We start from the raw sequence: 19,833 nt of genomic DNA, 5'->3' as shown, positions 1-19,833 counted from the left end.
ATGATAAGAAAAATAATCTGGATTGTTTTACTGATCATAGCGGGAGCTAGTATTCCTATGCAAGCTGCTTCTGCGGCATCAGCAAATTCCATGCAAGCGGCGCAGCCCATTTTATCAACCACTACCAATACTCCAACACGTACAATCCATTTATATTTTAATAATTTAAATCAGCAACAAGGCAACTTTACTTTAGGGAATTTTACTACTGGAAAAAATATAGAATTCACGGTGCGTAAAGATGAGCTGATATCTCAAGCGGTATTACATCTGCAGTTTATTCCTTCGCCGGCGCTTATTCCTTTATTATCGCAACTCAAAATATATTTAAATGATGAGTTGGTCAATGTTATTGCAATTAGTGACGAACAACTGGGTAAATTAAATTCTGTGGATATCCCTATAGATCCTCGTTATCTCAGTGATTTCAATCGCCTGAGACTGGAGTTTATTGGCCACTACAAATCAATTTGTGAGAATCCAGCACACAGCTCAATATGGTTAGATATTGATAAGCTCAGCTCTCTTGAATTGACGTTTCAAACATTACTCGTGAAAAATGATCTATCCCATTTTCCAGAACCTTTCTTTGATCCATTAGATAGTAATCCATTAAATCTTCCTATCGTGTTTACTAACCAACCCAGCTTGATGCAACAACGAGCCGCAGCAATTTTAACCTCATGGTTCGGCAGTAAGGCCTTATGGCGTGGAGCGTCTTTTCCATTCTTGTTGAATCAACTTCCTACAAGGAATGCTGTAGTATTATTCACAAACCAACAAAGACCTGATTTCTTGAAAGATTATAAGACTGTAAATGCCCCTACCGTCGAAATGATAAGTCATCCCAATAATCCTTATATCAAATTACTGTTGATTTCTGGACGTGATGAACGCGATTTATTGACTGCCATCCAGGGTATAGTGCAAGGTAACGTTCTTTTTAGAGGAGCTCGTCTTACGGTTGATAACGTAAAAATGCTTGAACATCGCCAGCCTTATGACGCACCCAACTGGATTCCTACCAACAAACCAGTAACTTTTGCAAAATTAGAAGAATTTGAAGGACAATTGCAAACAAAAGGATTTACCCCTTATCCCGTTTCACTTCGATTTAATGTGCCTCCTGATTTGTTTGTTAATCAAGGCAGAGGCATTGATTTACGTTTAAAGTACCGTTACTCAATTCCCCCAGCTGCCAGCATGTCACAATTGAATATTAGCTTGAATGGTTCTTTTGTGAAAAGTTATCAGTTGGAGTCGCACCAGGAACATACTTTTGCTGATAATATGGCCGAAACGAGTCAAAGACTCTATATTCCAGCACATTTAGGAGCACACAACCAATTCACTTTTGATTTTGCTTATGGGACTCAAATTGCTGGAGGAATGCAAAATGAACAATGCATTACCTATCAGGTTATTAACAATTCAGGACTTATTGATCGTTCTTCCACTTTGAATTTATCTAATTATTCTCATTTCATTACGATGCCTAATTTAAATGCTTTTATGAGTTCAGGCTATCCTTTCAGTATTCTGGCTGATCTCTCGCAAACAATTGTGTACATTGATCCGCAATCACAGCCTGAAGCTTTAAGCACCTTATTGAATGTTATGGGCAATATTGGTGCAGCAACAGGTTATCCTGTTCTATCGATGACTTTGACAGATGATTGGTCTCAGGTTCAAAATAAAGATGCAGATCTTTTAATTATCGGGTCTCTACCCAAAGAGCTTAAAAATAATGAAGATCTCAATTTGTTGATCAATAAAACACAGGATTGGATTAAAAAACCTCTAAATAACAATGCGATGCCTGATACGCATCGCGAGACTCCTTTCAGCATTGCTGAGAGTAAAACTACGATGAGTGCCATGGGTTCTTTGGCAGCAATTCTCGGCATTCAATCCCCCTTTAACAATAAACGCAGTATTATTATTCTTTTGGCAGAAAATCAGCAGGGCTTTGAATTACTCAATAATGCACTATCTAACAATAAAAATGTTGATAAAGTCTTTGGTTCGCTCGCTGTAATTCGTAATTCTGGAATTGATAGTTTCAGAGTAGGCAAGACCTATCATCTTGGCTATTTACCATGGGTGGAGCGTTTTTGGTTTTCATTGCAAAAACATCCCATCAATTTGGCGCTTTTGTCTCTTTTGGCTGCGATATTAGTTACCTTTTTGATTTGGAATGGTTTGGCAGTCATTAATCGTCGTCGTTTAAATGGTAGTCAACAGGATAAAGCGTGATTTTTAAATCAAAAATTAAAAAATTTTTGTTGTTATGGCTCCTATCTATGATGCCTATTTCAAATGTCATTGCAAATACGCAATGGCCAATTTGGGATAAATTTAAGCAGTATTACATCAGCGTGGATGGCCGAGTCATTGATCCACAACTTCCTGAGAGAAAAACAACATCTGAAGGGCAAAGTTATGGATTATTTTTTGCTTTGGTTGCCAATGATCAACCGATGTTTGATAAATTATTACAGTGGACTGAAATCAATCTGGCTGCCGGTGATTTGACAAAACGGCTACCTGCCTGGGAATGGGGACAAAATGCCAGTAAGAAATGGATCGTTTTAGACAGTAATTCGGCGACTGACTCGGACTTATGGATTGCTTATGATTTACTTGAAGCAGGACGTTTGTGGAAAAATAAGCGGTATGATGCTATCGGTAAAGAACTTCTCAAACGTATTCTCAAAGAAGAAGTAGCTCAAATTCCGGGATTTGGACTTATGGTACTTCCAGGCCAATTTGGATTTAATTTTAAAAATACGTGGCGAGTTAATCCAAGTTATTTACCTCCTCAGTTATTTGCTCGCTTTGCCAAATTAAATAGTAAATGGAGTGTTATTGAGCGTAATAGCAGACGTTTGCTATTACAAACTTCTCCCAAAGGGTTTGCACCGGATTGGGCTATTTGGAAAAAGAATAGTGGTTGGCAGCCTGATCTGAAGTCCCCTAATGTAGGGAGTTATAATGCAATTCGGGTCTATCTATGGGTAGGAATGTTAGCTCAGGATGCACCTCAAGCAGCAAAATTGATAAAACATTTTTTACCTATTATTAATTTGACGCAACAATTGGGCTATCCCCCAGAAAAAATTGATATTGTCAGTGGTAAAACGCAAGGAAAAGGCTCTATTGGTTTTACTGCTGCTCTGTTACCCTTATTAGCAAATAATCCGCCTGAGCTCGCAATACAAAGACAACGTGTTGAAGCAGTGGAGTTGACTGCGGATAGTTATTACAGCTCAGTGCTAAGACTTTTTGGACAAGGCTGGGATCAAAATCGATTCCGTTTTAATGCCGAAGGCGAGCTGATATTACCGTAGTTAAGGGCAGCCTACGCGTAACCTGCATCCTGGATCGCTTAGATAATTCATCGACAAAATAGCAAACGCAGTTCGGGCCTTGGCCCGACCTGCAAGTAATAATTCTAATGGATTTCCAAATTCTTAGTAGAGTGTTCCAGGCGGACTAATAAAGCAGCTGTGCGAGTACTAAAAGTTCCTTCAGCAACTCTTGGAAACTCTTCTTTAATTGCTGCAATGGCATTAGAAATACTCATAGTCTCTGCATGGGTTATTAATGCACTTAGAGCGTCTATTTTGATTTGTTTTAAAGCCTTATTAGGATAAGGCCAACAACTTTCGATTTCCAATGTTAACTGATCAATGGTTTGATTAATTTCCTGTAGCTGTTGCTCGCTCAATGAGGAAGTAGCTGATTGAGTTTTAGGTTGTACCGATTCCTTGGGTGGAGCGAAGAGACCATTTTGAGCAGGGGAAGAAATTATTCTTCTTGGCACAGATGAATTTTTAGTGGACAAGCGGGAAGCTTGTTGAAGAAATTCCTCTTGAACTCCAGGTTTTGAAGAGAGATGTTCTTCAATTGCTGTAGGTTGAGAGGATTTGGGTGGCTCTGAAATGTGATCAGGGACAACAGATGCTTTTGGGGATTTGAGGACTTCACTCCCCTCACTAGGTTTTATGGAAATTTTATTGAGCTGTTCTCCTGTAATTTTAGCATTGCTTTTTACTTGGTTCCCAGTTTCTACTTGAATAATGGGCTCGATTCCATGTTCTGAAATCGAGGGTGTTTGTTGTGTTGAGACGTGAATGGAAATAGTATCTTTAATCTCTTTGCCTAATGGTGTATCGAGAGAATTTGCTAAATTTCGCTCTATAATTGTTGCATAAGCTTGTGGATTAACGCCAAAACTATTTAATGGTGCAGTTGAAAGCGCACCTATATAAGTTTGACTGGTTTCATTTTTTTTATTTAAAAACAGAAGATGCCTTTTAGAAGGAGGTGATTTCCATGGTCCTCCTATATCAGATAATCCATAAATAACGTCGCTATCTGCGGGTATATGCAAGGCGCAAGGATTACCCCGTTGGTTAAGTCTCTCTGCAATAAAAATAACATTTTTAGTTGTTTTAACTACATTCTCCAGTTTTGCTTTTTTTAATGCCTTATCAAAGGATTTTTCATGATCATTAGGATGATAAATGATGTTTAATTTAGGAAAGGCTTTTGCTGCTTTCATTAACGCCGTAAAATACATTTCGGGTTTACCGCCGTGCGCGCCCAAACCGGCTGCAGGCATTGCGATGTATTGGCGTCCTTCCTTTTGTACGGCATCAAAAAGGTTGTAAAACATTCCTTCAATAAAACGGATCTGAGTTTCTTTATCCATATGTTCGTCAAGTCCACCGCTGAGATTCAAGCGGGGGCTTGAAAGCAAAAGCAAGCTCGGATTATTTTCTTCGATTTTTCCTATACGGACTGTAGTATGGGCTCTTTTATGAGTACTCATAATGGTATCAACGAGCAAATCAATTTCTTGGACATGACATACTCCAACCGCAAGATTTTCCCAGTGAATTCCATTAGTTTCCGACGGTAACGCCTCTTTTTTCTTTCCTGCCAGTTTTTCATTTAGGACTTTTTGGTACAAACCCGCAGGAAAAAGAGCTGTATTGACATATATTTTGCTGCTTTGTAGCAGGTGATCAAGACGCTTTCCAGTGATTACTAATTTTTTATCGGTTGTTTTAGGAGTAAAGCCATTTATCGTAACATCTGCGTTACCTGAAGTGCGAATCGCAGGTGTTGCGCTTGAAAGTATGGCGCTTGGATCCTTCATCCCTCCTAATGAAGTCAGGAGTTGTTCGGCAGGTTTTTGAGAAAAAGGAATGGTGTAGGTATGACCTCCTTCTATTGTTTTATATTTTTGTGAAAATAGGCCAACCTCTTTTTCAACTTCAGTGATTATTTCTTTCAGCCCCATAATTACTAGTCCTTGTATTAGTGCTCAGCCTATATTAGAGAATGGCAGTACTTGGCGCATCATGCGCGAAATTTCACCCTTCGAGTACGTATTAATAGTACAGCAAAAAATGGCCAATAATAAGCCAATGGAATTAGGATATCCTATTCAGTATATTCGTTCAATGCGTCTAAGAACTGGCTTCCATAATGTGCCAGTTTGTGTTGACCTACGCCAGGTACCGCGAGTAACTGTTCCAGGTTTTGAGGTTTGGCCTCTGCCATTGCATGTAGGGTTGCATCGCTGAAGATCATAAAAGGTGGTTTGTTCTCTTCATCGGCCAGTTTGCGTCTTAAAATTCGAAGCAGTTCAAACAGCGGGCTATTTGTTGTCTGAATTGAACGTCGTTCTTTGGTTTTCTTTTTATTGCTTTTTATATCGGTATTGGCCAGGGTCAATGATATTTTTTCTTCACCCCTTAGCAAAGGAATTGCTTTAGGCGTTAATTTAAGAACATTAAAATGGTTTATATCCTGCACACAATACTCTTTATGAATAAGTTGCCAGGCTAGTTGTTTCCAGTATTGGGCTGACTTATCTTTACCAATGCCAAAAGTACTAAGTTGTTCATGACCATATTGTTTTATTTTATCCGAAGAACTGCCACGTAATACATCTATGGTATGGGTTAAACCATAATTTTGCCGTAAACGATAAATACAGGATAAGAGTTTTCGCGCATCTTCTGTTGCATCAGCGGTTGTTGGCGGGTTATCGCATACATCGCAATATTGACATTCGGTATCACATACTTCATCAAAATAGCGTAATAAAATTTGGCGACGGCAATGTGATGCTTCAGCAAAAGCCAGCATGTGGTTGAGCTTATTGGTTTCAACTCGTCTTTGCTCATCAAGTGGGTTGTTAATAATCCAGGAACGTAACCGCGCACTATCTGCTGCATCATAGAGTAAAAGTGCCTGGGCTGGTAAGCCATCACGTCCCGCACGCCCGGTTTCTTGATAGTATCCCTCAATATTTTTAGGTAAATCGTGATGGACGACAAAACGCACGTTAGGTTTATCAATCCCCATCCCAAAGGCGATGGTCGCAACAACGATGTCAATGCGATCATGTCGAAATAAAAATTGTACTTCCCTGCGTTCTTTGTGGGGAAGCCCGGCATGATAACCACGTGCTTTAAATCCCATTTCCTGTAATTTTTTAGCAAGATTTTCTACCCCTGTACGGGTGCCACAGTAAATAATTCCCGATTGTTGTTCCACTGTTTGTAAAAACTGATTTAATTGTTTCACTGCACTGGTTTTAGGAACGACTTTATAATGGATATTCGGTCTATTAAATGAAGCAATGTATTTTTTGGGCGAGTAGTTTAATTGTTTAACAATGTCCTGGCGAGTTTGTTGGTCCGCAGTGGCAGTTAAAGCAATAATTGGGATATTGGGAAATTGGGCTTTCAAGATCCCTAAAGCGGCATATTCAGGACGAAAGTCATGGCCCCACTGAGAGATACAATGCGCTTCGTCAATCGCAAAAAGTGCGATATGGCATTCTTGTAATCGTTCTAAAAATGATGTGCTAATTAGGCGTTCAGGAGCAATATATAATAAATCCAGTTCATCACGATGCAATTGCATCAATACATTTTTCGCCTCTTCACTGGTTAAAGAGGAGTTATAATAAGCGGCGCGAATTCCTTGTAATCTTAAGGCTGTTACCTGGTCCTCCATTAAGGCAATTAATGGCGAAACAACGATGCCCACTCCCGGTCTTACGATAGCGGGGATCTGATAACATAGGGATTTTCCACCGCCGGTGGGCATTAAAACAAGAACATCATGTCCAGCAATAACATCATTAATAATGTCTTCCTGAGGTGTTCTGAATGAGTCAAACCCAAAGTACTCTTTGAGTACAGCAAGCGAATTTTGATTGCGAGTTATAGGTGCCGCAAGAGTTTCCATGTGATTATTCTTATTCTTTTCATGAGCGCTAAACGGTTGCAATCATATCATCATGGTTTGGAAATAAAAGCATTATCTTTTATATAAAAGCGCAGTAATTTTTCTGCCCAATCTTTTGCGTAATGCACACCAATTCTAGGTTTTTCTACAATAGTAAACTCTTGCTTTTGCTCTTCTTCAGCAATATAAAAAGTATCGCTGGTTAGATCATGTTGGTTTAGTGCTTTATCGATATGCATCGCTTTTGAAAGCAACCCAGGTCCTTGCGTTTTTCCTTGAATGTTTTTAATGGGTTCAATAGCACGCAGCAAAATTGCAGAACCGCTACCTTCCGTTTCTGTAACGACATTAGTACAGTAATACATCCCATAGATTAGATAGATATAAGCGTAACCAGCGGGTCCAAACATGACTTTTGTTCTTTGGGTCAGACCTTTAGATGAATGGGATGCCAGATCATGCTGCCCAAGGTACGCTTCAACTTCGACGATCCGTCCTACATACTCCACTCCAAATTGCTTATGAATAAGATATTTGCCTAAAAGCTCTTTGGCAACCATAATGGTATCACGTTCATAAAATGCTCTGGATAATTTTCGAAGCATATCTCTTTCATGGATAGTAAAAATTGGCAATAATAATACATTTAAACGAATTTTCTAAGGACAGTTTATGGATTTTGAATTCACAGAAGAACATATAGCTATTCGTGAGATGGCAGCTGATTTTGCACGTACCAAATTGGCTCCCATGGCTGATAGTTGGGATTATGAGAGTTATTTCCCTGTGGATGTTTTACGTGAAGCTGCTGCATTAGGAATGGCTGGGATGATGGCCAGGGAGGATATTGGCGGAGCTCAATTAACACGTTTGGACTCTGCATTATTGTTTGAGCAATTGGCAACAGGGTGTGTCAGTACGAGCGCCTATCTCTCTATTCATAATATGGTGATCTCTTTAATTGATCGCTATGCTCATCCTGAGTTGCGAATGAAATGGGGGCCTAAATTAACCTCCATGGAACTCATTGGCAGTTATTGTCTGACTGAACCTGAATCTGGTTCTGATGCTGCATCTTTGAAAACGAAGGCGGTAAGAGATGGAGATTATTATGTGCTGAATGGCTCTAAAGCCTTTATTTCAGGAGGTTCGGTGAGCGATGTCTACTTATGTATGGTTCGTACCGGTGATTCATCCCATCATGGAATAAGCTGCTTATTAATTGAAAAAAATACCCCAGGGTTGAATTTTGGTAAATTGGAGAAAAAAATGGGTTGGCATAGTCAGCCTACCAGTATGGTTTTTTTTGAAAATTGCCGTGTACCTGTCGCCAATCGCGTGGGTGATGAAGGGATGGGATTTAAAATTGCATTGAGTGCATTGAATGGGGGGCGGATTAATATAGCTTCGTGCTCATTGGGGGGGGCCCTTGCTTGTTTGCGCTTGACCCAAAGCTACATGCATGAGCGGAAACAATTTGGCAAACCACTTACTGAAATGCAAGCATTACGTTTTTATTTTGCAGATATGTTAACTGATTATGAAGCAGCCCGTTTAATGGTGTACCGGGCAGCAAGCGCTATGGATAAAAATGATCCTAATGTCCCTTTATATTGTGCCATGGCGAAACGTTTGGCTACTGATGTTGCTTTCCATATTTGCGATAAGGCGATGCAAATCCATGGTGGTTATGGATATTTACGTGATTATCAGATCGAGCGAATATTTAGGGATTTAAGAGTCCATCAGATTCTTGAAGGCACTAATGAAATCATGAGAGAAATTGTTGCTAAAGCGACTTTGGACGAAGAACACTTTTTGTGCTGATCTGTCTGTTGATAGTCTGGATGCAGTGAAGCAAAAGCCGTCATCCCCAGCGTCGCTAGGGAATTCTCAGGGTAGCACAAGATGACAATAGGGATCCCTCGCGAACTTGGGATCTCGCGAGTCTCACCGCCCCCAGACTTCAATGCATTAGGTACGATATATTTCTATAGAAAAAGGAGTTAACGAATGAATTTAATCGAACAAAATTTAGATAATCAAGGGATTTTAACTTTGACTTTAAACAGACCTGAAAAGTTAAATGCTTTAAGTTCAGAAGTATTAGATGCATTAGAAGAATCATTTCATTATGCAAAAACAAACCCGAAAGTTAAGGCATTAATGATCACTGGGAATGGTAAAGCTTTTTGCGCTGGTGCGGATATTAACCGACTGGCAGAATGTACTGCGCAAACAGGATATGAGTTTGCTTGTCGCGGACAGGAAGTGTTTCGATTATTGGAAACTCTAGGCAAGCCATCATTAGCTGCGGTGAACGGATTTGCTTTTGGCGGAGGCTGCGAATTAGCCATTTCCGCAACATTAAGAATTGCCTCAACAAAAGCACAGTTCGGTCAACCTGAAGTGAAACTGGGTGTTATCCCTGGTTATGGTGGCACCCAACGGTTAGCTCGTTTAATTGGTAAAGGCCGGGCTTTAGATTTGTGCTTGACTGGACGCTTTATCAACGCAGAAACTGCATTACATTGGGGATTAGTGAGCGAAGTCGTTGAACCTGAAATCATATTAGAGCAGGGAAAAAATTTATTGCAGGGAATTTTGAGTATGGCTCCACTTGCTGTAGCGGGGGTTATGGAAGTTATTGATCATGGTTTTGATTTGTCTTTGACTGATGCGTTGCATCTAGAAGCCATTCACTTTGCCAAAGTCTGTGCTTCTGAAGACAAACAAGAGGGGGTTAGAGCATTTCTAGATAAACGAGCGGCCCAATTCAAAGGAAAATAATTATGTCTGACGAAGTACTTTTTAACCAAGAAGGTTCATTGGGTGTCATCACATTAAATAGACCCAAGGCTTTGAATGCGCTGACTTTAAATATGATTCTTAATATGCAAAGACAATTAAGTCTTTGGAAAGAGGATGAGTCGATTCATGCGGTGATTGTGCGGGCAGCACCTGGGAATGCATTTTGTGCTGGAGGGGATATACGTTCGTTATATTTTTCTGGCCAAGTCAATGATGCAGAACAAATGCAATTTTTTTGGCACGAATATCGTTTAAATCATTTCATTCACCATTTTGGCAAACCCTATATTTCTCTAATTGATGGGATTGTCATGGGGGGCGGCGTGGGCATTTCCATGCATGGCAGTCATCCAATAGCCAGTGAGCGTTTTGTATTTGCTATGCCTGAGACGGGCATCGGTTTCTTTCCTGATATCGGTGCCAGCTATTTATTAGCACGATGCCCAGGTTATTTAGGTACGTATTTGGGTTTAACAGGTAATCGTTTAGGTGCTCATGATGCGGTAAAAACCGGACTGGTTAAAAAAATAGTATCATCAGAACAAATGCCTGCTTTATTTGACGCATTGATGAATGAAGATTTATCGGCGGATGCATTTGAGCAGGTCAATCAATGTTTGCAGCGTTTTTCTTTTGTGGCGTCTACTGAAGAGATCAGCCAAATTAAGCCTTTGATTGATGTTTGTTTTGCGCACCCCACCATTGAAATGATTCGAGGATCGTTACAAAGTGCTAATACAGTATGGGCTGAGGCGGTTGATAATACCCTGGGACAAAAATCTCCTTTGAGTCTTAAAGTGACTTTGGCCCAATTACAAAAGGCAAAAGGGTTATCTTTAGCGCAATGCTTACAAATGGACTATGACATGGTTAGTCATTTTATGCATGATCATGATTTTTATGAAGGGGTTAGGGCTTTATTGATTGATAAAGATAAAAATCCTCAATGGCATCCAGCGCGTTTGGATTTGGTTTCAGATCCAATGGTGCAAAAATACTTTGAGCGCTCTCATCCTGGTCTTGAATGGGTATAATAAGCTTAGCTTTTCATACAATTTTTTGGAGTGGTGTTTGTCAATTTAATTTGACTACACCATCCCTAAATTATATTTAAAGTCCCATTTTCATCCCAGCTTGATGTGAATTATCTCGGCGTTCGGACTCAGATTGATTCATTGTCTGAGGTTTAAGATCGTTTTGTTGCTGATTAAATTTCTCATTAACATAAGTTCCAGTACGATAAATACTGTGACCTAATGCTGCTGCACCAAGGGAATAAAGAGTCGTTTCAAAAACGGCTTTGGCAGGTTTAGCAAAAAATCCAAGAAAATTGCGTGACATCATATTTCATCCTTTAATAAGTAAATATTGCAATGTGTGATTTAAAATTGCACATCGCAATACTATCATACACTATTTTCTTGCGTAACAAACCATTTTATTTTTATAAAATGGTTTGTTCAGTGGATTTTTTAGTTAATTTTTTGTTGAACTACCCGGACTAGACCCTGTAGTTTGTGTCTTTGTCTGCTCATCAGTATCTTCATCAATCTCTTCAATTCGAGGAGTTGGTTCAGTCTTAGTAGCAAACAGGCTATGTTTGGATCTTCCTGGTGATGATGGTTGATATTGATCTGGAACCACTTTCTTTAGGGGCTCTTGACCCATAGCCTCACCAACACCAGCAACTAGAGCAAATATGACGCCTGTTAAGCCCATTCTTATTGGAACTTGTTTTAGAGCCATTTCTCCTAAAGCTTTTGTTGAAGCCCCAGGACTATTTATAAAGGCAAAGAACAACTCTTTTGTTAATTTAATTGAGCTTGCTGCTTTTAGATTTCCCTCTGGTGTCACTGTAGATCTTACCAAGGTGTAATCTTTAAATACAGTAAATGGGTAGGCAAAAAACGCAGCAGACATACCGCTCAACATTCCAGCGGTAAAATGCTTCCCTTTATGGTCTGGTAAATTTTTCGCTATTACCTCTTCAAGAACACATAACGCACCAAAATTAACCATTCCTGAAACATACCTTGGGGCAAAGCCACCCATCATCAAGTTCCAGGCATTGGGAACAGTCTTCCATTTAAAATTTTTGGGAAGCATTCCTGCTTTTTGCAGTGTAGCCAATGATTCAGATATTTGCGTTACCCCAATATCACCTAGTGCCATTGCCGCGATATACCCAAAACTTACAGTACCGTATTTTTTACCTTCTTCTTTACCGGCCTCATCTTTAAGAATCGCTTCTTCTACAGGTTTGCTGCCGCCTTTAGCACCAGTAACATAACCTGTTCTTATTAATGAACCTGAGAGAGAAGCTGAAGTTCCAGCATACATTGCTCTAATGATACCCAATTTCCCACCTTGAAATGCAGATGGGGGCAACATGGTTTTGTCCTTAGTTAAATTAACTAATACAGTTTTTATCGGACTTTGAACGCTTACAATAGCACCGCTTGTGAAAAGTGCAACGGTTGCGAAATTAAGTCCACTCCATAAACCCTGGTGTACTTGATCAAAAGAAGGGATCCACGCAGGAAAGGAACCGCCGTTTTTCCCAGGTGGTGGCGTAACCGGAACTACTGGTTTCGCTGCTGGTACTACAGGTTTTGTGACCGGTACTACAGGCTTGGCTACCGGTACTACTGGTGTATCGATTTTCGGTGTTTGTAATTTTTGTTTCATTGCCTGGATTGGCGGAAACCAAGGAGTACTTGCGCTTTTGGTTGCTACATCCCACATACCTTGTACCATTTGGGTAAGTACAGGACTTTGCATAATTGCTGGACTATAAAATCCTTTCATCATGGATGTAAACGCAGGATTTTGCCAAAAAGAAGGAGTGCTAACCCCATCTTTAGACATATTGGCTTTTATAAGGTCCATTGGTGTCATCCATGGCATATTTTTAAAGTTTGGAAAAATCCCTAATTTTGTTGGTGTAACTACAGGTGCAGTTACAGTTGGTTGCCCACTTTTTATATTAGGAGTTTCTGTTTTAGTCTGCATAGCTATATCTTATATTAGTTGTTAAATTTAATCTCCATTATACGGCTCAAAAATTAACTCAACCTTAACAAATATGAATAAATAGAACAAAATTAGATCTCTAGGTTTTTTTTATGGGCATGCGGGTGTTTGAGGCGAACAAAAAACACCCATAATTCAAGGGTTAATTTGAGGTGTAAATTAAAAAAATAGTTTATTTATAATGAGTTACAATCAAATTTTTCTGATAGGTAATAAATTAAAATCAGGAGGTTGGAAGGGTATTTATTTTAAGTCCAATCATAAAATAATGGTGTAGCAGGCAAACTATTTCAACCAATCATTGAGAATATCGATGATTTTTTGTGCTTGTTCCGCACTAGAAATGTTAAATTTAGATTTTTGCCAGTATTGATTATTTCGTTTTTGATAACGGCGAATTGAAAATTTAACTGGACCAAAATCATTTTGCGCGTTATCCCAATCCTGGTATTTGAACATAATAGTAGTCCAGGCTCCTTTGCTTAATACTTTCTTATCCAGCTCTTTAACAGTTTCTGTTCCATTATCATTATATCCAATAGTGATTTCATCTATGCTTGCAGTCATGTCGAGTCTTGCCTCAATAAATATCCAAGAAAAAAAAGGTACATCGAGAATGATGTATCTCTTCGCCAAAATCTTGAGAGTTTATCTTATTTTTTTTACTTACCATAGTATTGAACTGTGATTTGTTATAATAGAATTATTGAATGGATTGCAGTTTCCCATTAACAAAAGTCATGGTTACGGAAGGTTGATACTCCCCAGGTTGATAGATCCAAACTTGAGGTTTTTCTGCTGTGGGTACCACTTCATTGATAAATGAATTATTTACTATAGAAGGAGAGCCGCACGCATAATATACTTTCTGGACGGGATCGCCGGCTTGAATGTTCGCGCCTTGGCAGACTGAAACTGAATTACTGTCCGAACCATTCATTTTAATGGAGCGTACTTTTTGGTTCACAATATCTATTTCAAGCTGAACCCCACCGCTACCTGTAGGTACATTCCATACTCCATAAAAAGCAGTACTCGTTCCCATGTTATTGTAAATGAGTTGTTGCACGGGAATTCTTTGGAGTACCGGTTGATTTGATTCTTGTTGGCTCACTGGTTGACCACAGGCTGCAATGACTTCATCGGGTGTCATACCGATATTAATGTATCCGTGGTTTTGTGGACAATAATAGGATTGAGTATCAGCAAATAAACTAAGAGGTAAAATGATTAATGCAAAGCCGGTACTACTGAGGTACGTCAATTTCATAATTTATTCCTGATATTCCTCTGCATAAAAATAAGTATAGTTGCTTTTATAATAATCTCCAGGGTAGGTTTGCTCTGATAAATAGGGTGATAATTTTTAATAAGACTATAATGATGAAAGGAGAAAAATCAAAACCGGAAATGTCAGGAACAATCTTTCTACCGAGTTTTAACAAAGGCTCTGTCAACAAACGTAAGAGGTCTGCAATTGGACCTTGCCAATTGGGATTAACAAAACTCATGATGACGCGAATGAGTATGGCAAAAAATAAAATGTCGCAAGGCTGAATGATTAAGTCAGCAATGATATAAATCAGTATGAAACCAATCGGGATTAACCCTTGTAAGGCAAGAAGGCTAATGCAGATGATTTTTAATAATTCAACTAAAAATAAGGTAATAAATGCGGGGACATCATATTTTTGGCCTGGTTTATAGGGTTGCTTTGACAGGGTTTGTATTGGATTGACTATCGGATTTGTCATTTTATAAATGAGTTGGTTTACAGGATGAAGTGCGCTAACACGCAAATACCGTAAGGCAATACGAATCCATAAACTGAAAATAACCAGTGAAAAAAATAAAGAAACAACAAAAAGTGTCACTGCGATAAGACCCGACATATTTTTCTCCTGAAGCAACTGATTTTGCAAGATTATATCGTGTTGCCTTATTTTTGTCGCTCACCAAATAATGCTTGGCCGACTCGGACTATGGTGGCACCTGCTTTAATTGCAGGGACAAAATCATGACTCATTCCCATGGATAAAGTATCCATGTCTAGACCAAGTTCTTGATTGAGTGAATGCATGAGCTGATTGAGCTCAATAAATAAATCATATTGTGCTTGCATCTCTTTTTGTGGTGGGGGAATAGTCATCAAGCCTCTTAACTTGAGATGCGGAAGTTGACTTACTGCCAAAGCGAGTTCAGCAGCATGTTCCGGAGGAATTCCAGATTTAGTTTTTTCATCTACCAGATTAATTTGTAAACAAATATTGAGTGGGGCTAAATTGCTGGGGCGATATTCATTAAGATAATTAGCAATTTTAAGGCGACTGATGCTGTGGACCCAATGAAACAAAGTGGCAATGCCTTTTGTTTTATTACTTTGAATAGGGCCAATAAAATGCCAACATATGGGTATATTATTTAAGGCATTGATTTTTGATTGGGCTTCTTGAAAATAACTTTCTCCAAAATGAGTGATCCCCAGCTGAAATAATTCGTGAATCGCCTCGATACTTTGTTGTTTACTCACCGCGAGCAATAAAACACTTCCTGGTTTTCTTCCACATTCCAGTTCAGTTTGTGTGATTAATTGTTTTATTTGATTTAGACTTTGTTGAAGACTCATGATCATTTAAATACATTTGGAAAACCTCAACAATAGCAAAAGAAACACTGTTTGCCGAGTGTTACTTGGTTTCTAGGAGATTCATCCCAAGCCAAGCAAGTGATTTCTAAAAATGGCTCTTATTAAAAAATTTAGAAAATTGACTTGTTGAATTATTTAATTAAGATCAGTTAGTGATTTAACGATCAATGCACCATGACCCAATCTGTTATTGTTAAATAATCAGGATGAACCAAACAATGGATATAGCAGAATTATTAGCGTTTTCAGTAAAAAATAAATCTTCGGACTTACATATCTCTGCGGGATTGCCGCCCTTAATTCGTGTGGATGGGGATTTACGTAAAATTAATTTGCCAGCCATGGAACACAAGGAAGTAATAAAAATTATCTATGATGTGATGAATGATAGACAAAGGAAGGAGTTTGAAGAGAGTTTGGAAACCGATTTTTCTTTTGAAATACCCAATTTGGCTCGCTTTAGGGTGAACGTATTTCATCAATTACGTGGTGCAGCAGCTGTTTTTCGTACTATTCCTTCTGAAATTTTAAGTATGAGCGATTTGGGTTTACCCTCTATTTTCGAGGAAATGTCCAGTTACCCTAAAGGATTAGTTCTTATTACTGGTCCAACAGGGTCAGGAAAAAGTACTACCCTGGCCGCCATGATCGATTACATTAATTCCAGTCGTTATGATCATATTTTAACTGTTGAGGATCCAATAGAATTTGTACATCAAAGTAAAAAGTGCTTGCTAAATCAGCGCGAGGTTCATCGAGATACACTGAGTTTTAACGCTGCTTTGCGTTCTGCACTGCGTGAAGATCCTGATGTGATTCTGGTGGGGGAGTTGCGTGATTTGGAAACGATCCGTTTAGCCATGACTGCTGCTGAGACTGGACACTTGGTGTTTGGCACCTTGCATACTAATTCGGCAACTAAAACCATTAACCGGATTATCGATGTGTTTCCCGCCGAAGAAAAATCCATGGTACGTTCGATGTTGTCTGAGTCATTGCAAGCTGTAGTTGCACAAACGCTATTGAAAAAAAATGGGGGAGGGCGAGTTGCTGCGTTGGAAATCATGATTTGCACTGGCGCAATACGAAACTTAATTCGCGAAGATAAAGTGGCTCAAATGTATTCCTCCATCCAAACAGGCCAAGGTAAAGGAATGCAAACTTTGGATCAGCATTTAACAGAGTTGGTGAAAAAAAATATTATTTCCACTCATACGGCACGTGATGTGGCTATTGATAAAAACCTATTTTAAAAAATAGGTTTTCTTGAGAGGTAGTGATTTACGACCCTCATCCTGAGGAGTTTATGGCGAAGGATCTCCTGGTTGCAGCATCCCACTTAATCATTATGCTCTGCGACACACTGGGGATCCCTCACTATGTTAGGGATGATATTCTTAGAGAGGGGCTAAGTACCTAAGCATTTTTTTGTAATTCAATTAATTGCGGTATACCCTGTTCAGCAAGTGCAAGCATAGTGTTTAATTCATCGCGATTAAAATGTCTGTCTTCCGCCGTTCCTTGAACTTCAATGAAATGTCCTGCTTCGTTCATCACAATATTCATATCGGTTTCAGCCAGGACATCTTCTGCATAATCCAAGTCGAGTACGGCTTGGCCTCGATAAAGTCCTACAGAAACGGCGGCAATATAATGGAATGCAGGCATTTTACGTATTTTTTCTCGCTCAACCATCCAATTGATTGCATCTCTCATTGCCACACAAGCGCCAGTAATGGCCGCTGTCCTTGTCCCTCCATCTGCTTGAATCACATCGCAATCTAAGGTTATCGTATTTTCACCTAAAAATTTTAAATCAACACAAGCTCTCAAAGAACGGCCAATAAGACGCTGGATTTCCATAGTTCTACCGCCTTGTTTCCCCTTACTTGCTTCGCGTTCTGTACGACTGTGTGTTGCGCGTGGAAGCATGCCATATTCAGCGGTAACCCAACCTTGGTTTTTTCCTTTAATAAAACGGGGAACTCCATCGATTACAGAGGCATTACACAATACTTTGGTTTGCCCAAATTCAACAAGGACAGAGCCTTCAGCGTGCTTTGTATAATTTCTAGTTAATTTAACAGGGCGTAGTTGATTGGCTTCACGGTTACTTGGGCGCATTGGATAATCCTCGCAAAATTGAGAATTATACCGCTTAACTTCCTGAGTTGCATCCTAAAGTAGCGTTATATAAATAAAGAAGTGATTATTGTTTTATTATGAAGATGTTTCATGCTTTCTAAAAATAAAAAATACATGTTTAAACGGTGAGTAAGTTTATAAACACGTAGAGTTATTTTGATGCAAAAAATTCTTTAAATACCTATTGAATAACAATAGTTCATCGTGCTATGTTCGAGATCCAATTTTAAAATAAAAATCCATTATGAACTATCGTAGTCATGAAATCAGTGTTGCACCTTTTGCAGATTTATCTGCAAGCACGCTGTTTGTCTGCGATTTAGTTGCTTCTCAAACTATTATTTCTTCTTTAGTGATTTTCTTGCCTTCCTTTCCCTAGGGCGGTCTTTCATTATCCGCGCCTCCCTAGGGAGGCGGGACAAGCGGGTAATGAATTTATTTGAATCAACTATTGGAGAATATTATGACCCAAGCTAAATTTGAGTCCCATAAAGAAGACATGCCCCCTAAAGAAAAGAAAAACAATCTCAGTGTGTTCCAAAGCATCTTCTCTGGAAGTGTTACAGGTGCTTTTGAAGTGTTGGTCGATCATCCGTTGTGGTCGATAAAAACGCGAATGCAAAGAGGAGAGCCGTTCACGCTAAATCCACAAGTATTGTATCGAGGTATTTTGCCAAATGCAGCCAGTATGATCCCTATAACTTCAGTGCAAGTGGGTTTGAATCGTTTTTTCCAGAATTGGTTTTTTGGCAATAAATATGAGCTATCTGATCGCCAAAGATTGGTTAGTGCTTTTGCTGCCGGGGTAGGCTCTGCGCTGATAAGTTGTCCTACAGAAATGGTGATGACCCATCAAAAAAAGGGTTTCTTCTCAGCAGGAACCGACTTGGTGAAGCAAGGGGGTTGGTCTCGTCTTTATACAGGAATGTTGGCAACGATGCTGAGAGAAGGAATGTTTTCTACCTTTTTTCTGGCAGTAACTCCTGCATTGAAAAACCAAATAAAAGGGCATTATTCAAACGATTACTTTGCATCGCTGTTCGCTGGGATAGTGGCAGGAGTAGGTGCAACATTGGCTTCACAACAGTTTGATGTGGTGAAAACAGCCCAACAGTCCTCAGTTGCTACAAACCCAGCTGGTTTTTTCAAAACCACCCAAAATCTCTATGCAACACATGGTGCTTCTATATTTTTCAAAGGTGGTTTGCCACGAGGCTTGCGTGTGATGTCTGCGGTGACACTTATGAGTTGGATGAATGAAAAAATGAGCGAGTTGTTGTCTCAAAATCAGCCATCCGAAGCAGTCACACCATCATCATCAAGTAAATAATTTTTAGTCCCGAGTTTAATTCGTTAACTCGGGTACTTACTTTGGGGTATTTGTTGATATTCACAGGTTATCGCAACGGAGTCATAAGTATTATTACTGCTGATAATTGCTGTACCCTCCGGATCGGCCCACTTACCAGAGACTCGTTCATTATTCTTTAATACAACAGGAAGACTAGCAAAATATTGGGATCCTTTGTAATCCCAGTAAATATTGGAATAGCTAAAACCACTTTTATCTTTACAAATCATTACTTGATCATTTTTAAGACTGTATTTAGCGTGAATTTTTTCTCCATAAAAGAGTTTAATATTATAAAAAGGTACCGAAAGGTCCACTTCGTTTGCCTTCACAATATCACTGAATGAAAAGCACAAAACACATATCGTTAAAACATTGTTTAAATTCATCTCATTCTCCTAAAATTATCTTTATGGCCGACTTTGTGAATGCCACAAGGCCGGGAGTTTTAGCTTTAGCACATTTTGAGGTTAAGAGTGAAGCAAAGTTGCACGAACAACTTAGAGCGGATGAAGAATTTAACTTATATTTTTGAATTAGGTAGAAATTTTATTCGATTTTGTTAAATTGG

The 19,833-nt window shown here is 39.2% G+C and carries 19 protein-coding genes; 8 read left to right on the top strand and 11 right to left on the bottom strand.

What is annotated here, in order from left to right; all coding sequences use genetic code 11:
- Together bcsB and bcsZ are read left to right on the top strand one after the other, a co-directional pair.
- Positions 1-2,256: a cellulose biosynthesis cyclic di-GMP-binding regulatory protein BcsB gene (gene bcsB / locus ACF8MK_RS16870; RefSeq protein WP_392537636.1), complete on the top strand. Its 2,256-nt coding sequence runs from the start codon at positions 1-3 to the stop codon at positions 2,254-2,256.
- Between the two features lie 47 nt (positions 2,257-2,303).
- Entirely contained in the window at positions 2,304-3,350 is a 1,047-nt protein-coding gene (gene bcsZ / locus ACF8MK_RS16865) for a cellulose synthase complex periplasmic endoglucanase BcsZ (RefSeq protein ID WP_392537635.1), read from the top strand.
- A 104-nt stretch (positions 3,351-3,454) separates the two neighbouring features.
- Here the strand turns inward: bcsZ and ACF8MK_RS16860 are convergent, their stop codons facing one another.
- From ACF8MK_RS16860 to ACF8MK_RS16850, 3 genes are all read right to left on the bottom strand, one after another.
- Complete coding sequence (locus ACF8MK_RS16860) at positions 3,455-5,311, bottom strand: hypothetical protein (protein ID WP_392537634.1); 1,857 nt, start codon at positions 5,309-5,311, stop codon at positions 3,455-3,457.
- 143 nt (positions 5,312-5,454) lie between these two features.
- Positions 5,455-7,275: a DNA helicase RecQ gene (recQ, locus tag ACF8MK_RS16855; protein WP_392537633.1), complete on the bottom strand. Its 1,821-nt coding sequence runs from the start codon at positions 7,273-7,275 to the stop codon at positions 5,455-5,457.
- Positions 7,276-7,325: 50 nt separating this feature from the next.
- Positions 7,326-7,880 carry a DNA-3-methyladenine glycosylase gene (locus ACF8MK_RS16850; protein WP_265702890.1) on the bottom strand — a complete coding sequence of 185 codons (555 nt, stop codon included), beginning with the start codon at positions 7,878-7,880 and terminating at the stop codon, positions 7,326-7,328.
- Between the two features lie 67 nt (positions 7,881-7,947).
- Between ACF8MK_RS16850 and ACF8MK_RS16845 the strand changes: the two genes are divergently transcribed.
- The 3 genes from ACF8MK_RS16845 to ACF8MK_RS16835 all read left to right on the top strand — a co-directional run bounded on the left by ACF8MK_RS16845 (position 7,948) and on the right by ACF8MK_RS16835 (position 11,120).
- Complete coding sequence (locus tag ACF8MK_RS16845; RefSeq protein ID WP_392537632.1) at positions 7,948-9,102, top strand: acyl-CoA dehydrogenase family protein; 1,155 nt, start codon at positions 7,948-7,950, stop codon at positions 9,100-9,102.
- 186 nt (positions 9,103-9,288) lie between these two features.
- Complete coding sequence (locus tag ACF8MK_RS16840) at positions 9,289-10,065, top strand: enoyl-CoA hydratase/isomerase family protein (protein ID WP_392537631.1); 777 nt, start codon at positions 9,289-9,291, stop codon at positions 10,063-10,065.
- 2 nt (positions 10,066-10,067) lie between these two features.
- Complete coding sequence (locus ACF8MK_RS16835) at positions 10,068-11,120, top strand: enoyl-CoA hydratase/isomerase family protein (RefSeq protein ID WP_392537630.1); 1,053 nt, start codon at positions 10,068-10,070, stop codon at positions 11,118-11,120.
- Between the two features lie 76 nt (positions 11,121-11,196).
- Here ACF8MK_RS16835 and ACF8MK_RS16830 read toward each other — a convergent pair whose 3' ends face one another.
- The 6 genes from ACF8MK_RS16830 to ACF8MK_RS16805 form a co-directional block, all read right to left on the bottom strand.
- Positions 11,197-11,430: a hypothetical protein gene (locus ACF8MK_RS16830; RefSeq protein WP_392537629.1), complete on the bottom strand. Its 234-nt coding sequence runs from the start codon at positions 11,428-11,430 to the stop codon at positions 11,197-11,199.
- A gap of 132 nt (positions 11,431-11,562) precedes the next feature.
- A complete protein-coding gene (locus ACF8MK_RS16825; protein ID WP_392537628.1) occupies positions 11,563-13,098 on the bottom strand; it encodes a hypothetical protein in 1,536 nt (511 codons plus the stop codon).
- A gap of 306 nt (positions 13,099-13,404) precedes the next feature.
- Positions 13,405-13,686 carry a hypothetical protein gene (locus ACF8MK_RS16820; protein ID WP_392537627.1) on the bottom strand — a complete coding sequence of 94 codons (282 nt, stop codon included), beginning with the start codon at positions 13,684-13,686 and terminating at the stop codon, positions 13,405-13,407.
- A gap of 136 nt (positions 13,687-13,822) precedes the next feature.
- Positions 13,823-14,389 (bottom strand): DUF2845 domain-containing protein, encoded by a 567-nt coding sequence (locus ACF8MK_RS16815; RefSeq protein ID WP_392537626.1) that lies wholly within the window; start codon positions 14,387-14,389, stop codon positions 13,823-13,825.
- A 46-nt stretch (positions 14,390-14,435) separates the two neighbouring features.
- Entirely contained in the window at positions 14,436-15,011 is a 576-nt protein-coding gene (locus tag ACF8MK_RS16810; RefSeq protein WP_392537625.1) for a YggT family protein, read from the bottom strand.
- 47 nt (positions 15,012-15,058) lie between these two features.
- Complete coding sequence (locus tag ACF8MK_RS16805) at positions 15,059-15,745, bottom strand: YggS family pyridoxal phosphate-dependent enzyme (RefSeq protein WP_392538983.1); 687 nt, start codon at positions 15,743-15,745, stop codon at positions 15,059-15,061.
- A 239-nt stretch (positions 15,746-15,984) separates the two neighbouring features.
- Here ACF8MK_RS16805 and ACF8MK_RS16800 point away from each other — a divergent pair, with 239 nt between their 5' ends.
- Positions 15,985-17,019: a type IV pilus twitching motility protein PilT gene (locus tag ACF8MK_RS16800; protein WP_265702880.1), complete on the top strand. Its 1,035-nt coding sequence runs from the start codon at positions 15,985-15,987 to the stop codon at positions 17,017-17,019.
- 163 nt (positions 17,020-17,182) lie between these two features.
- Here the strand turns inward: ACF8MK_RS16800 and rph are convergent, their stop codons facing one another.
- Positions 17,183-17,890 carry a ribonuclease PH gene (gene rph / locus ACF8MK_RS16795; protein WP_392537624.1) on the bottom strand — a complete coding sequence of 236 codons (708 nt, stop codon included), beginning with the start codon at positions 17,888-17,890 and terminating at the stop codon, positions 17,183-17,185.
- 265 nt (positions 17,891-18,155) lie between these two features.
- Between rph and ACF8MK_RS16790 the strand changes: the two genes are divergently transcribed.
- Both ACF8MK_RS16790 and ACF8MK_RS16785 read left to right on the top strand, forming a co-directional pair.
- Entirely contained in the window at positions 18,156-18,290 is a 135-nt protein-coding gene (locus ACF8MK_RS16790) for a hypothetical protein (RefSeq protein WP_392537623.1), read from the top strand.
- Between the two features lie 84 nt (positions 18,291-18,374).
- Positions 18,375-19,241, top strand: a complete 867-nt coding sequence (locus ACF8MK_RS16785) for an MC/SLC25 family protein (protein ID WP_392537622.1) — start codon at positions 18,375-18,377, stop codon at positions 19,239-19,241.
- 23 nt (positions 19,242-19,264) lie between these two features.
- Here the strand turns inward: ACF8MK_RS16785 and ACF8MK_RS16780 are convergent, their stop codons facing one another.
- Complete coding sequence (locus tag ACF8MK_RS16780; RefSeq protein ID WP_392537621.1) at positions 19,265-19,651, bottom strand: hypothetical protein; 387 nt, start codon at positions 19,649-19,651, stop codon at positions 19,265-19,267.
- Positions 19,652-19,833: the final 182 nt, after the last annotated feature.

Origin of the sequence: Legionella sp. 227, assembly GCF_043161935.1 — a bacterium.
In the GTDB taxonomy this organism is placed as follows: domain Bacteria; phylum Pseudomonadota; class Gammaproteobacteria; order Legionellales; family Legionellaceae; genus Legionella; species Legionella sheltonii.
The sequence above is the reverse complement of the archived record's forward strand: the minus strand, read 5'-3'. Positions and strand labels throughout refer to the sequence as shown.

Coding starts and splice junctions, on each gene's coding strand:
- ACF8MK_RS16785 (WP_392537622.1), top strand. CDS start 18,375: ATGACCCAAGCTAAATTTGAGTCCCATAAAGAAGACATGCCCCCTAAA.
- ACF8MK_RS16860 (WP_392537634.1), bottom strand. CDS start 5,311: ATGGGGCTGAAAGAAATAATCACTGAAGTTGAAAAAGAGGTTGGCCTA.
- ACF8MK_RS16830 (WP_392537629.1), bottom strand. CDS start 11,430: ATGATGTCACGCAATTTTCTTGGATTTTTTGCTAAACCTGCCAAAGCC.
- ACF8MK_RS16810 (WP_392537625.1), bottom strand. CDS start 15,011: ATGTCGGGTCTTATCGCAGTGACACTTTTTGTTGTTTCTTTATTTTTT.
- ACF8MK_RS16780 (WP_392537621.1), bottom strand. CDS start 19,651: ATGAATTTAAACAATGTTTTAACGATATGTGTTTTGTGCTTTTCATTC.
- ACF8MK_RS16815 (WP_392537626.1), bottom strand. CDS start 14,389: ATGAAATTGACGTACCTCAGTAGTACCGGCTTTGCATTAATCATTTTA.
- bcsZ (WP_392537635.1), top strand. CDS start 2,304: ATGATGCCTATTTCAAATGTCATTGCAAATACGCAATGGCCAATTTGG.
- ACF8MK_RS16845 (WP_392537632.1), top strand. CDS start 7,948: ATGGATTTTGAATTCACAGAAGAACATATAGCTATTCGTGAGATGGCA.
- ACF8MK_RS16825 (WP_392537628.1), bottom strand. CDS start 13,098: ATGCAGACTAAAACAGAAACTCCTAATATAAAAAGTGGGCAACCAACT.
- bcsB (WP_392537636.1), top strand. CDS start 1: ATGATAAGAAAAATAATCTGGATTGTTTTACTGATCATAGCGGGAGCT.
- recQ (WP_392537633.1), bottom strand. CDS start 7,275: ATGGAAACTCTTGCGGCACCTATAACTCGCAATCAAAATTCGCTTGCT.
- ACF8MK_RS16850 (WP_265702890.1), bottom strand. CDS start 7,880: ATGCTTCGAAAATTATCCAGAGCATTTTATGAACGTGATACCATTATG.
- ACF8MK_RS16820 (WP_392537627.1), bottom strand. CDS start 13,686: ATGACTGCAAGCATAGATGAAATCACTATTGGATATAATGATAATGGA.
- ACF8MK_RS16800 (WP_265702880.1), top strand. CDS start 15,985: ATGGATATAGCAGAATTATTAGCGTTTTCAGTAAAAAATAAATCTTCG.
- ACF8MK_RS16805 (WP_392538983.1), bottom strand. CDS start 15,745: ATGAGTCTTCAACAAAGTCTAAATCAAATAAAACAATTAATCACACAA.
- ACF8MK_RS16790 (WP_392537623.1), top strand. CDS start 18,156: ATGAACTATCGTAGTCATGAAATCAGTGTTGCACCTTTTGCAGATTTA.
- ACF8MK_RS16840 (WP_392537631.1), top strand. CDS start 9,289: ATGAATTTAATCGAACAAAATTTAGATAATCAAGGGATTTTAACTTTG.
- ACF8MK_RS16835 (WP_392537630.1), top strand. CDS start 10,068: ATGTCTGACGAAGTACTTTTTAACCAAGAAGGTTCATTGGGTGTCATC.
- rph (WP_392537624.1), bottom strand. CDS start 17,890: ATGCGCCCAAGTAACCGTGAAGCCAATCAACTACGCCCTGTTAAATTA.